Raw genomic sequence first — 13,461 nt, forward strand, 5'->3', positions numbered from 1 at the left:
AAAATGATAAGCGCTTTTGGCTAAAAAAGGATATACACAAAACCTCCAGACCGACAGGCGCAACGCGGGAAATAACTTAGTGAGGCAAGTTAATCAATTGCATAAAAAACGCCGGACATGGCCGGCGTTTTGAAGTAATACATTAAAGTATTTAATTCTGCGTTAGCAGGAATTTTACCACGTCGGCAAATTGTTTGACGTAGACATCCTTTGACGACATATCCAGACCATCGTTCTTGACCATATATTTGCCATTCACGAACATGGCTGGAACACCGCGTAATTGCAAATCGGACGCGGCTTTTTCCTGCTGTACCACCAGGGATTTGACCACAAAGCTATTCCAGGCGCCGTCATATTCCTCGCCGCTCACACCGGCCTGGATAAAGACATTACGCAGATCGGCGGGTGTTTGCACCGTCTGAGTTTTTTGAATACCGTCAAACAACAGCGGACTGACTTTGTCCTCCACGCCCAACGCCATGGCAACGGCCCAGGCCTGGGTAACCTGCTTGCCCATATCGCCGCCCAGGAAATCCACATGATATTTGATCATTTTGGTTCCTGCGGGCAAAGCCTGTTTTACGGTACTGGAAACATGGAAGTTTTGTTCAAATTCATAGCAGTGCGGGCAATAAAACGAGAAAAATTCCAATACCTGCGGCTCACCGGTCGCTGGCTTATCAAGTTGGATATATTGCTGCCCTTCGGTAAATTGCGCGGCCGAAACGCTAAACGCCAACGCGAGCCCCATAAGCGCCAACCAAATCTTCTTCATTAAGTTATTCTCCAAATGTTTAATACGTAGGCATAAGCTGTAAAGGTGGTTCATGCAATAGCTTCACCTGCTCTGTAAAGATGAGTGTTTGCTGTGACCAGAACTCAGCTTCCACCATCCAGGGGAAACTATAGGGAAATGCGGGATCGCCCCACCGCCGACTAATCCAGGCCAGGTAATAGATCATCCGCATCGCGCGTAATGGTTCTATCAACGCCAATTCGCGCGGATTAAAATCCATGAATTCACTATAAGCCTCAAGCAAAAGCGACAGCTGATATTGCTGTTCGATACGATCGCCATTAAGCAGCATCCAAAGATCCTGAACCGCGGGTCCGTTTCTGGCATCATCCAGGTCAACAAACATCGGACCGTCCCGCCACATAATATTACCCGCATGCAGATCGCCATGCAGACGCAGCGGACGCCATTGCGTCGTCCAACATAACTTAACTTCGGCTATTAGGGTGTCAACGGATTGTAAAAAAGCGGTTTTTTGTTTGCCCGCGATAAGCGTGCTGCGTTCAAATTCACGCCTTGGCTCATACAGATACTCATCCAGGCCGATAGTCGGACGGGTAGTGAAGCATTTATCGCCGTTATTGCGATGGATACGTCCGATAAAACGCCCCACCCATTCAAGCTGTTCGTCATTATCCTGTTCAAATTGCCTGCCGCCGACGCTTGGAAATACGGCAAAATGAAAGCCTTCATGCTGCAAAAGCGTGGATCCATTGATAAGCATCGGCGGCACCACCGGGATTTCCGCCTCGTTCAATCCCAATGAAAGCTCATGTTCCTCAAGGATCTGCTCAACCGACCAGCGCTCAGGTCGATAAAATTTCACCACGTAGCGTTTTCTGTCTTCATCCAGGAATTGGTAAACGCGGTTTTCGTAGCTATTGAGGGCGGTAAGCCCAGAATCTATGCGTAAACCGACGTTTTCCAGGGCATCCATTATAAGCTCCGGCATCAACGTCTTGAAATTAAATGCGGTTATATTCATAAAACGCTCATTTCGTCGCCCTTGCCTAGTCTTTAATGATGCCGCGCGCCCGCAGAATCGCGGTTTTGAAATCCTCTTCATAATCCTTTTGCAGACCCGGGATAGCTTGCGTTTTGTCGGCACCGCGCATTTTTAAGTGATAAATTAACGTATCATCCGACAAAGCGGTTAAATCACCGTCATAACCGGCCTCTTGCGCCAATTTATGCAGGAATTGCAGCAAATTCAAATCCGGCTCTTTTTGCCATGCCGGATGCAGCAGTTCGATAAGCTCATTAAGGCGGTGATATTTCATAACGCAATCCCTCTCTATAGGTCCCAGTGTTAATGTATCAAGATCCACCAGGCAGGATAAACATGATTGTTCTGTAACATGTGAAACATTGTATCTTAATATGTGAGCCTGCCTATCAATGATTAGGCTTTGGAGGAGAGTTATTATAAAAGCGGACATCACAGGCGTAATCCTGGCCGGCGGCCAAGCAACACGTATGGCCGGCAAAGACAAAGGGTTGGTTATGGTCAATCAAATCCCCCTTTATCGCTATGTCCTGGACGGCCTGGCGCCCCAGGTCGGTACCGTGCTGCTTAACGCCAACCGCAATATCGCTCTCTACCGGCAAAGCGGGTTGCGGGTTGTGAGCGATAGCATGCCCGGTTATCCCGGACCGCTTGCCGGCATGCTGGCGGGGTTACAAGCAGCGCCGACCCAATGGGTGGTGTTCGCCCCTTGCGATGTGCCGGTTTTCCCGGGGGATTTAGTGCAACGGTTATGGGATGGTAAGCGGGAAGCTCTTGCCGCCTTTGCCAGCGCAGGAGGGCGGGAACATCCGGCTTTTGCGCTGCTCCACCGGGTATTGATTTCTCAGCTGGAGGCCTTCCTGGCGCAGGGAGAACGCAAGGTAATGTTGTTTTTTAACCGCATCGCCGCCGAAAGAGTGATATTCCCGGTGAAAAACCCGAATTTCCATAATCTCAATACCCCCCTTGACGTGCAGAACTGGGTAAAAACCTAAGGACTATTTTATGTCGCATGCCGTTCCCCCTTTGTTGGCGTTTACCGCCTTCAGCGGCACTGGAAAGACCACCTTGCTGACCCAGCTCATTCCCCGGCTTAACCAGGCCGGCATACGCGTGGGCATCATCAAGCACACCCATCATAACGTGGATGTCGATACACCCGGGAAAGACAGCTATGAACTGCGTAAGGCAGGCGCGAGGCAAACCATGGTGGCAAGCGAGGCGCGCTGGGCGTTGATGACCGAAACACCGGACCTGGCGATGCCGACATTACCCTGGCTGGCCGGTCAAATGGACAGCGGGCTTATCGATGTGATCCTGGTCGAAGGGTTCAAAGACGAGCCGGTGCCTAAAATCGCCCTGTTTCGCCAGGATACCGGCAAAGAGTGGCGGCCATTGATTGACGGCCATGTCATTGCCGTGGCCTGCGACGTGCAGATTGACGTCAACCTGCCGCTGCTGGATATCAACCAACCCGATGCTATCGCGATTTTTATCGCCAACTGGCTGCGTGTACAGCAGCAGTCCGGCGTAGGTTGATTGGGCAACGCCGGCGCGAACGGCGCGCGAACGGCGATCCCGGACGCAGACGGATGGGGCATTGAAATCCCTTTTAAATAAGTTTTAAGAGTGGATTGGATTTTCATCACTTGCCTAAAAAAGATATTTCTTCAAATAAGTTATCAACTGTTTATATAGATTAAATTACAATCATCAGGTCAAGACGAGAATTATCATCGTTTCATTCAGATAAATCGTATTTTAAAAAATCCCAAGATGGCTTTATAACAGGCCATCGAGGGATGAGTTTATTTTTATTTATTATACTGGTCCCGGCATGCCGATGGGGGCATTTCCTTGATCGTGCCTGTTTTGCTGCTAAGCGGCCCTGAAAGGAGCGAACCTGTGTTTTAATCATAGATTAAATAATCATTAAACATGCAGTGAAGCCTGCCAGAGAAAACTGATTATTCATTCTCTTTTAATTTATAACTTCCTGCATATAAATATAATCATGTGGCAGTATTGGCAACTGCTTGAAATATTTACTTTACGGCATTATATATGATTTATACAAAATGGCACGTTACCGTTATTAGTATAGCGGCCTTGTTGGCCGGCTGTTTTTCAACTGACAAAAAAAAGGAACTTAAAAAAACCAGCACCCATAAAGGCGAAGATATTACCATCAGGGAAAAATTACCCCAACCCAATTTTAACGACCATACATTACATGAATCTTTACTATCAATCCCTTCGCTCAATGAAAATGCCCTTTCCTCCAAGGACAACACGACAGCCCCGCGCGTTAAACACGGAACGCCGTCTGGCACCTCGGCAGTCAATTTGCCAATAAAACACAATTTATTGACTGGCGCCTCATTTGATTTCCTGGTGCCCTTGACAAACAGGGACGAGCGGATGCTCTTCAGCCAGCTCGGTATAAGACGGCATAATGCCAAAAGTATCATCAATATTGGTGTGGGGCAGCGTCATTTTTTCGAGAGCTGGATGCTGGGATATAACGCCTTTTACGACGCGCAAATCTCAGGCAATCATCATCAACGGGCAGGTATCGGATTTGAAGTCTGGGGAGATAATATTAAGCTTGCGGCTAACGGCTATTATCGCCTGTCGGATTGGAAAACGTCTTCATTACTCACAGGTACCAAGGAACGCGCCGCGAATGGTTTTGATCTTGTAGCGGAGACGTTTTTACCGGCATACCCCCAGGTGGGCGCCAAAGTAAAATATGAGCGCTATTTCGGCGCTGAGGTCGTAACCCTCAGCCGCAATGAACGGTATCGAAACCCCTCGGCGCTTACCGCGGGCTTGACCTATTCTCCGGTACCGCTGATTACATTTGGCGCGGATCATGCGCGTTGGAATAATGGCAAAACAGAGGGTAAAGCCAATCTTTCATTAAATTATCATTTTAATGTACCTTTAGCAAAACAGCTGGATCCGCATTATACGCCGCTGCGGCGCAGCCTGGCCGGCAGCCGATTGGATGTTGTGGCGCGTAATAATAATATTGTGCTTGAGTATCAGCGCAGGGAACAAATTCATTTCCAGCTACCCACGGAGCTGAGCGGGGTTGAAGGCGAACGAAAACACATTAATTTTAGGGTCTCGGCTAAACATGATATTAGCCGTATTGAATGGGACGACAGCGCGCTGAAGCCTGCAGGGGGTCAAGTCGTTACCCTCAACAATAATGCTTACCAGGTACAATTTCCGGACTTCAGCAGCCATGGTACCAACCAGTATGTCGTCTCAGCCGTTGCGTATGATAAGCGGGGAAATGCGTCAAATCGCAGTGAGATGACCATAAACACCGAGCCCTACCCGTGGCGTCAGCTTAACGAACAAAATACCGCAGATGAGAGCAAGATGGTTATATCAACGCAGGATAATATAAATCAACCTGAGATTATCCAGCCTATAGTTAATCCGGGCGGAAATGAAAAAAAGGATGTGAAGTCAGTGTCTTCACAGACAGATGATGATGGCATCCCCGATGACACTAGCGATATTAATAGTGATATGAGCGACAGAGGAAAAAAGAATTCTAAGTCAGTGTCTTCACAGACAGATGATGATGGCATCCCCACTGACACTAGCGATATTAATAGTGATATGAGCGACAGAGGAAAAAATAATTCTAAGTCAGTGTCTTCACAGACAGATGATGATGGCATCCCCACTGACGCTAGCGATATTAATAGTGATATGAGCGACAGAGGAAAAAATAATTCTAAGTCAGTGTCTTCACAGACAGAAGATAATGGAATCGCCACTGACACTAGCGGTACCAATGGTTCGCCGCCACCGCCGCCGCCGCCACCACCGCCGCCTTTCAATAGTGAATCCAAGGAAAGGCGAATTCTCAAAAAAAGCTCTGGGCAACAGCCACCGCACCGGCCGGAGATAACATTGGATGTTATTCAGAAAGCGCGGGAGGGGTTAAGAAAAGTATCGGGGCAGCCCAGTAATTTCTCGAATGAACATCATGACCAATTGGGGCGGCAACCGTCTGAGCATGATTTACTTTCTAAAATTAAAGCCTCAGTGCCCCAGGTGCTTAAAAAGGATATTCCATCAAATGAGTCAAAAGATCCTTCTCACTCCGCAAAAAAACTTGATGAAAGTCTTATTGAAACACTTGCTCGCCGTCGAGGACATGTAATTGGTGATAAAAATGAAGATATTGATGATAAACATAATGGTGATGAAGTTAGTACTGAGGTTATTTCCGCGACGCAGGTGGACGCTAATAAACCAATATTTGTTCAACCGATAATAGTATAAAATACGTCAGGCCAGCCAGATGCTATTTTATTACCAATGGGTACCCTTTTGCCCTGCTGGCTTGCCTGTTTTATCGCTATGAAAAAGCCCTCTGTTTGCACAGAGGGCTTCGTCAATGGGATGCCTGACAGTTGATGCCTGACTGCGCCAGGCACCCTGCGGGCCGTCGCCTGCGGCTCCGTTCCACCGGCGTTGCCGGGGGTCCTACTCTCTTACTCGAGTAGCGAACCGCCAGGGTTACGGACATGAAAAAGCCCTCTGTTTTCTTTGAGGGCTTCGTCAATGGGATGCCTGGCAGTTGATGTCCGCCTGCGGCGGCCACCCTGCGGGCCGCCGCAAGCGGCGTTCAACAGGCTCCGCCTGTTGTCCTGCTCTCTGACTCGAGTAGCGAACTGCCAGGGTTACGCACATGAAAAAGCCCTCTGTTTTCTTTGAGGGCTTCGTCAATGGGATGCCTGGCAGTGGATGCCTGACTGCGTCAGGCACCCTGCGGGCCGTCGCCTGCGGCTCCGTTCCACCGGCGTTGCCGGTGGTCCTACTCTCTTACTCGAGTAGCGAACCGCCAGGGTTACGGACATGAAAAAGCCCTCTGTTCTCACAGAGGGCTTCGTCAATTGGATGCCTGGCAGTTCCCTACTCTCGCATGGGGAGACCCCACACTACCATCGGCGCTACGGCGTTTCACTGCTGAGTTCGGCATGGGGTCAGGTGGGACCACCGCGCTAGTGCCGCCAGGCAAATTCGTTTACCAACCGTCATCCTGTTACTGATGACCATCGGCCTTTATCCGGAACTTCGCTGAAAATTCTCTCGCCACCCCTCGGGGCAACGCTCTCTTCGCGTCAAACACTTTAGGTGTTGTAAGGTTAAGCCTCACGGGTCATTAGTATCGGTTAGCTCAACGCATCGCTGCGCTTACACACCCGACCTATCAACGTCATCGTCTTTAACGTCCCTTCAGGTGGCTTAAAGCCACAGGGAAGACTCATCTCGAGGCAAGTTTCCCGCTTAGATGCTTTCAGCGGTTATCTCTTCCGCACGTAGCTACCGGGCAATGCCATTGGCATGACAACCCGAACACCAGTGGTGCGTCCACTCCGGTCCTCTCGTACTAGGAGCAGCCCCTCTCAATCTTCCAACGCCCACGGCAGATAGGGACCGAACTGTCTCACGACGTTCTAAACCCAGCTCGCGTACCACTTTAAATGGCGAACAGCCATACCCTTGGGACCTACTTCAGCCCCAGGATGTGATGAGCCGACATCGAGGTGCCAAACACCGCCGTCGATATGAACTCTTGGGCGGTATCAGCCTGTTATCCCCGGAGTACCTTTTATCCGTTGAGCGATGGCCCTTCCATTCAGAACCACCGGATCACTAAGACCTGCTTTCGCACCTGCTCGAGCCGTCACTCTCGCAGTCAAGCTAGCTTATGCCTTTGCACTAACCTCACGATGTCCGACCGTGATTAGCTAACCTTCGTGCTCCTCCGTTACTCTTTAGGAGGAGACCGCCCCAGTCAAACTACCCACCAGACACTGTCCTCGACCCGGATTACGGGCCGGAGTTAGAACATCAAACATTAAAGGGTGGTATTTCAAGGTTGGCTCCATGCAGACTGGCGTCCACACTTCAAAGCCTCCCACCTATCCTACACATCAAGGCTCAATGTTCAGTGTCAAGCTATAGTAAAGGTTCACGGGGTCTTTCCGTCTTGCCGCGGGTACACTGCATCTTCACAGCGAGTTCAATTTCACTGAGTCTCGGGTGGAGACAGCCTGGCCATCATTACGCCATTCGTGCAGGTCGGAACTTACCCGACAAGGAATTTCGCTACCTTAGGACCGTTATAGTTACGGCCGCCGTTTACCGGGGCTTCGATCAAGAGCTTCTCCTTACGGATAACCCCATCAATTAACCTTCCGGCACCGGGCAGGCGTCACACCGTATACGTCCACTTTCGTGTTTGCACAGTGCTGTGTTTTTAATAAACAGTTGCAGCCAGCTGGTATCTGCGACTGGCTTCAGCTCGGGGAGCAAGTCCCTCCACCTAATGCCAGCGTGCCTTCTCCCGAAGTTACGGCACCATTTTGCCTAGTTCCTTCACCCGAGTTCTCTCAAGCGCCTTGGTATTCTCTACCTGACCACCTGTGTCGGTTTGGGGTACGATTCGATGTGACCTGGAGCTTAGAGGCTTTTCCTGGAAGCGTAGCATCAATTCCTTCACCACCGTAGTGGCTCGTTATCACGCCTCAGTGTTGAATGAAAAAGCGGATTTACCTGCTCTTTCCACCTTCACGCTTAAACCGGGACAACCGTCGCCCGGCGAACCTAGCTTTCTCCGTCCCCCCTTCGCAGTCACACCCAGTACAGGAATATTAACCTGTTTCCCATCGACTACGCCTTTCGGCCTCGCCTTAGGGGTCGACTCACCCTGCCCCGATTAACGTTGGACAGGAACCCTTGGTCTTCCGGCGAGCGGGCTTTTCACCCGCTTTATCGTTACTTATGTCAGCATTCGCACTTCTGATACCTCCAGCAACCCTCACAGGCCACCTTCGCAGGCTTACAGAACGCTCCCCTACCCAACGGACATATCCTTAAGCCAACTCGACGTGATGAACGCATTGACGTCGCTGCGCTCCGTCAATCGTTTTCCGTACAATTGTCTTAAGTGATATGTCCGCTGCCGCAGCTTCGGTGCATGGTTTAGCCCCGTTACATCTTCCGCGCAGGCCGACTCGACCAGTGAGCTATTACGCTTTCTTTAAATGATGGCTGCTTCTAAGCCAACATCCTGGCTGTCTGTGCCTTCCCACATCGTTTCCCACTTAACCATGACTTTGGGACCTTAGCTGGCGGTCTGGGTTGTTTCCCTCTTCACGACGGACGTTAGCACCCGCCGTGTGTCTCCCGTGGTAACATTCTTCGGTATTCGCAGTTTGCATCGGGTTGGTAATCCGGGGTGGACCCCTAGCCGAAACAGTGCTCTACCCCCGAAGATGAATTCACGAGGCGCTACCTAAATAGCTTTCGGGGAGAACCAGCTATCTCCCGGTTTGATTGGCCTTTCACCCCCAGCCACAAGTCATCCGCTAATTTTTCAACATTAGTCGGTTCGGTCCTCCAGTTAGTGTTACCCAACCTTCAACCTGCCCATGGCTAGATCACCGGGTTTCGGGTCTATACCCTGCAACTTAACGCCCAGTTAAGACTCGGTTTCCCTACGGCTCCCCTATTCGGTTAACCTTGCTACAGAATATAAGTCGCTGACCCATTATACAAAAGGTACGCAGTCACCCTGATAAATCAAGGCTCCCACTGCTTGTACGTACACGGTTTCAGGTTCTATTTCACTCCCCTCGCCGGGGTTCTTTTCGCCTTTCCCTCACGGTACTGGTTCACTATCGGTCAGTCAGGAGTATTTAGCCTTGGAGGATGGTCCCCCCATCTTCAGACAGGATATCACGTGTCCCGCCCTACTCATCGAGCTCACAGCACTTGCACCTTCGGATACGGGGCTATCACCCTGTGTTGCCGGACTTTCCAGACCGTTCTCCTGATGCAGGCGCTGATGGTGACTCTGGGCTGTTCCCCGTTCGCTCGCCGCTACTAGGGGAATCTCGGTTGATTTCTTTTCCTCGGGGTACTGAGATGTTTCAGTTCCCCCGGTTCGCCTCAATACGCTATGGATTCACGTAATGATAGTGCAACGAATTGCACTGGGTTTCCCCATTCGGACATCGCCGGCTGATAGCGCTTCATATCAGCTCACCGGCGCATTTCGCGGATTAGCACGTCCTTCATCGCCTCTGACTGCCTAGGCATCCACCGTGTACGCTTATTCACTTAACCTCACAACCCTAAAGTGTCTTCGGAATGGCTGCGAAAGGTCCCTGCCGGTGTTGCGCGGTGCTCGCCATGCTCATGGACATACAGTCCACTCCGCTGGCTGCGCGCCGTGCGCCTTGGCCGGGACTTTCTCGCTCATTCCTCAACAAGGGCGCCATCGACACGGCGACCTTATTAGGTTTGCTTGCTTTGAGAGAATCGCATACTGATTTTGCTCAGCATGTTTTTTTCAAATTTTCAGCTTGTTCCGGATTGTTAAAGAGCATGTATTTCGCAGCATACTCATAAGAGTGTGCTCTGAAATAAATAAGAAAAACCAGACAATCTTACCACCCATCCCATCAGGAAATGGTGGAGCTAAGCGGGATCGAACCGCTGACCCCCTGCGTGCAAAGCAGGTGCTCTCCCAGCTGAGCTATAGCCCCAAGTCGTTTAACCTTTTAACATCAACCAGACTCTTTCCCGCACTGAAATTGCTGTGCATCAATTAAGCTACAAAGCAATGGCATTTAGAAAGGAGAACAACTTGATAGCCCATTCGTTTCCAGGCAAGGCGTGGGGTCACGAAGTTTATTGAAATAAACGAGTGGCGCCGCAACGCAGCATGGGAAGGAATGGTAGGCCTGAGTGGACTCGAACCACCGACCTCACCCTTATCAGGGGTGCGCTCTAACCACCTGAGCTACAAGCCTATAGAAGGTTTTTCTTGCTCGTTACAGTTATCAGACAATCTGTGTGGACACTACACAATTAGTATCTATTTCGGTAAGGAGGTGATCCAACCGCAGGTTCCCCTACGGTTACCTTGTTACGACTTCACCCCAGTCATGAATCACAAAGTGGTAAGCGCCCTCCCGAAGGTTAAGCTACCTACTTCTTTTGCAACCCACTCCCATGGTGTGACGGGCGGTGTGTACAAGGCCCGGGAACGTATTCACCGTGGCATTCTGATCCACGATTACTAGCGATTCCGACTTCATGGAGTCGAGTTGCAGACTCCAATCCGGACTACGACGCACTTTGTGAGGTCCGCTTACTCTCGCGAGTTCGCTTCTCTTTGTATGCGCCATTGTAGCACGTGTGTAGCCCTACTCGTAAGGGCCATGATGACTTGACGTCATCCCCACCTTCCTCCGGTTTGTCACCGGCAGTCTCCTTTGAGTTCCCGACATTACTCGCTGGCAACAAAGGATAAGGGTTGCGCTCGTTGCGGGACTTAACCCAACATTTCACAACACGAGCTGACGACAGCCATGCAGCACCTGTCTCAGAGTTCCCGAAGGCACATTCGCATCTCTGCAAACTTCTCTGGATGTCAAGAGTAGGTAAGGTTCTTCGCGTTGCATCGAATTAAACCACATGCTCCACCGCTTGTGCGGGCCCCCGTCAATTCATTTGAGTTTTAACCTTGCGGCCGTACTCCCCAGGCGGTCGATTTAACGCGTTAGCTCCGAAAGCCACGGCTCAAGGCCACAACCTTCAAATCGACATCGTTTACAGCGTGGACTACCAGGGTATCTAATCCTGTTTGCTCCCCACGCTTTCGTACCTGAGCGTCAGTCTTCGTCCAGGGGGCCGCCTTCGCCACCGGTATTCCTCCAGATCTCTACGCATTTCACCGCTACACCTGGAATTCTACCCCCCTCTACGAGACTCTAGCCTGCCAGTTTCAAATGCAGTTCCCGGGTTAAGCCCGGGGATTTCACATCTGACTTAACAGACCGCCTGCGTACGCTTTACGCCCAGTAATTCCGATTAACGCTCGCACCCTCCGTATTACCGCGGCTGCTGGCACGGAGTTAGCCGGTGCTTCTTCTGCGGGTAACGTCAATCGACAAGGTTATTAACCTTGTCGCCTTCCTCCCCGCTGAAAGTGCTTTACAACCCGAAGGCCTTCTTCACACACGCGGCATGGCTGCATCAGGCTTGCGCCCATTGTGCAATATTCCCCACTGCTGCCTCCCGTAGGAGTCTGGACCGTGTCTCAGTTCCAGTGTGGCTGGTCATCCTCTCAGACCAGCTAGGGATCGTCGCCTAGGTGAGCCATTACCTCACCTACTAGCTAATCCCATCTGGGTTCATCCGATGGCGTGAGGCCCGAAGGTCCCCCACTTTGGTCTTGCGACGTTATGCGGTATTAGCTACCGTTTCCAGTAGTTATCCCCCACCATCAGGCAGATCCCCAGACATTACTCACCCGTCCGCCGCTCGCCGGCAAAGTAGCAAGCTACTTCCCGCTGCCGCTCGACTTGCATGTGTTAGGCCTGCCGCCAGCGTTCAATCTGAGCCATGATCAAACTCTTCAATTAAAAGCTTGATGCTCAAAGATTGTCATACTGTTAATCTTATGAATTAACTGTTTGTTCACTCTTCAAGACTTGGTATTTTGTGTTTCGATACGGTCTTGTGAGTGCCCACACAGATTGTCTGATAAATTGTTAAAGAGCATGGCCAGCGTGCATTAATCTCACCTGGCGCGGGTTGCGTATATTACGTTTTCCCGCTGAAGAGTCAAGCTTTTATTTGCCCGTACCGGGCGCTTTTCCCTTCCCGACCCGGCATCGCGTTAGCGTTTGTTCCCGGTCAGTGGAGGCGCATTATAGGGACTTTCCCCAGCCTGACAAGGGTTAATTGGTAAAAATAAGCCAATCGGTTTATTTTTCAGCAAATCTTGGATAAATTCAGGGATCGGGACTGCATTTACGACATTTACCCCGCCATATGCCCGTGCGCAGGCATAATATAGAGTCAATTAAAACACATGGGACGGGACGCGATGCATTTGACACCGCAACAACAAGCCGCACAACGAAACCTTTCCTATATTCTGGCCGAGAAGCTGGGACAACGCATCCTGGCGGGAGAATATGCCGCCGGCGACATTTTGCCGGGTGAAATTGAGCTGGGCGATCTGTTTGGCGTCAGCCGTACCGCGGTCAGGGAGGCGGTGAAAATATTGGCGGCAAAAGGCATGCTCTTGCCCCGGCCGCGTATCGGCACGCGCGTCTTACCGCGCCACCAGTGGAATTTTCTGGATCAGGAATTACTAGGGTGGTGGGTCACCCGCGAGAATTTTGACGGCGTGATGGATCACTTCCTGGTCATGCGCACCAGCCTTGAGCCGCAGGCCTGCGCGCTGGCGGCGGTGAATGCCACCGATGAGGAAAAAAACAGGCTGGTGATGCTGATGGAGGAGATGCAGTTGCTGCATGCGCATTTTGACCGTGAACGCTGGATACACGTCGATGCCCAGTTCCACCGGCATATCTATGAAATCAGCGGCAATCCCTTCCTTTCATCTTTTGCCAATCTGTTCAGTTCCATCTATCAGAACTATTTTCGCGCCATCGTCAGCGATGAAAACGTGAAGGCCGACCCGCACCAGGCTATCGTGGATGCCATTCTGGCCGGCGATTCGCGGGAGGCGATGGCGGCCTGCCAGCGGCTGCTGGCAGGAAACGATTAGTCAGCGGCGCAAGACGGCAAGCGGCCC

Annotated in this window: 7 protein-coding genes, 2 tRNA genes and 3 rRNA genes; 4 read left to right on the forward strand and 8 right to left on the reverse strand. The window is 51.0% G+C overall.

What is annotated here, in order from left to right; genetic code table 11:
- Nucleotides 1-151: 151 nt before the first annotated feature.
- The 3 genes from dsbA to ACL2XG_RS15990 are packed head-to-tail and all read right to left on the reverse strand — an operon-like array spanning nucleotide 152 to nucleotide 2,079.
- Nucleotides 152-778 carry a thiol:disulfide interchange protein DsbA gene (gene dsbA / locus ACL2XG_RS15980; protein WP_410012827.1) on the reverse strand — a complete coding sequence of 209 codons (627 nt, stop codon included), beginning with the start codon at nucleotides 776-778 and terminating at the stop codon, nucleotides 152-154.
- A gap of 19 nt (nucleotides 779-797) precedes the next feature.
- Complete coding sequence (locus tag ACL2XG_RS15985; protein WP_410016669.1) at nucleotides 798-1,784, reverse strand: serine/threonine protein kinase; 987 nt, start codon at nucleotides 1,782-1,784, stop codon at nucleotides 798-800.
- Between the two features lie 25 nt (nucleotides 1,785-1,809).
- Nucleotides 1,810-2,079, reverse strand: a complete 270-nt coding sequence (locus ACL2XG_RS15990; protein ID WP_410016670.1) for a YihD family protein — start codon at nucleotides 2,077-2,079, stop codon at nucleotides 1,810-1,812.
- A gap of 145 nt (nucleotides 2,080-2,224) precedes the next feature.
- On the opposite strand from ACL2XG_RS15990, the gene mobA reads away from it, so the two are divergent.
- From mobA to ACL2XG_RS16005, 3 genes are all read left to right on the forward strand, one after another.
- Complete coding sequence (gene mobA / locus ACL2XG_RS15995) at nucleotides 2,225-2,800, forward strand: molybdenum cofactor guanylyltransferase MobA (RefSeq protein ID WP_410016671.1); 576 nt, start codon at nucleotides 2,225-2,227, stop codon at nucleotides 2,798-2,800.
- A gap of 10 nt (nucleotides 2,801-2,810) precedes the next feature.
- The gene (gene mobB / locus ACL2XG_RS16000; protein ID WP_410012828.1) at nucleotides 2,811-3,344 is read left to right on the forward strand and encodes a molybdopterin-guanine dinucleotide biosynthesis protein MobB; all 534 of its coding nucleotides are present in this window, start codon (nucleotides 2,811-2,813) and stop codon (nucleotides 3,342-3,344) included.
- 525 nt (nucleotides 3,345-3,869) lie between these two features.
- Nucleotides 3,870-6,116, forward strand: coding sequence for an inverse autotransporter beta domain-containing protein (locus tag ACL2XG_RS16005; protein ID WP_413721767.1), 2,247 nt, complete (start codon nucleotides 3,870-3,872; stop codon nucleotides 6,114-6,116).
- 620 nt (nucleotides 6,117-6,736) lie between these two features.
- Here the strand turns inward: ACL2XG_RS16005 and rrf are convergent.
- From rrf to ACL2XG_RS16030, 5 genes are all read right to left on the reverse strand, one after another.
- Nucleotides 6,737-6,852: ribosomal RNA gene (gene rrf / locus ACL2XG_RS16010) — 5S ribosomal RNA — on the reverse strand.
- 126 nt (nucleotides 6,853-6,978) lie between these two features.
- A 23S ribosomal RNA gene (locus ACL2XG_RS16015) occupies nucleotides 6,979-9,971 on the reverse strand.
- Between the two features lie 346 nt (nucleotides 9,972-10,317).
- Nucleotides 10,318-10,393, reverse strand: a tRNA-Ala gene (locus ACL2XG_RS16020).
- 190 nt (nucleotides 10,394-10,583) lie between these two features.
- A tRNA-Ile gene (locus tag ACL2XG_RS16025) sits at nucleotides 10,584-10,660 on the reverse strand.
- A gap of 74 nt (nucleotides 10,661-10,734) precedes the next feature.
- A 16S ribosomal RNA gene (locus ACL2XG_RS16030) occupies nucleotides 10,735-12,277 on the reverse strand.
- The 16S, 23S and 5S rRNA genes sit together here with 2 tRNA genes alongside, the layout of an rRNA operon.
- A gap of 467 nt (nucleotides 12,278-12,744) precedes the next feature.
- Between ACL2XG_RS16030 and ACL2XG_RS16035 the strand changes: the two genes are divergently transcribed.
- Complete coding sequence (locus ACL2XG_RS16035) at nucleotides 12,745-13,434, forward strand: FadR/GntR family transcriptional regulator (RefSeq protein ID WP_410012830.1); 690 nt, start codon at nucleotides 12,745-12,747, stop codon at nucleotides 13,432-13,434.
- Nucleotides 13,435-13,461 lie beyond the last annotated feature (27 nt).

This window comes from Sodalis sp. RH24 (genome assembly GCF_047324145.1).
In the GTDB taxonomy this organism is placed as follows: Bacteria; Pseudomonadota; Gammaproteobacteria; order Enterobacterales; family Enterobacteriaceae; genus Acerihabitans.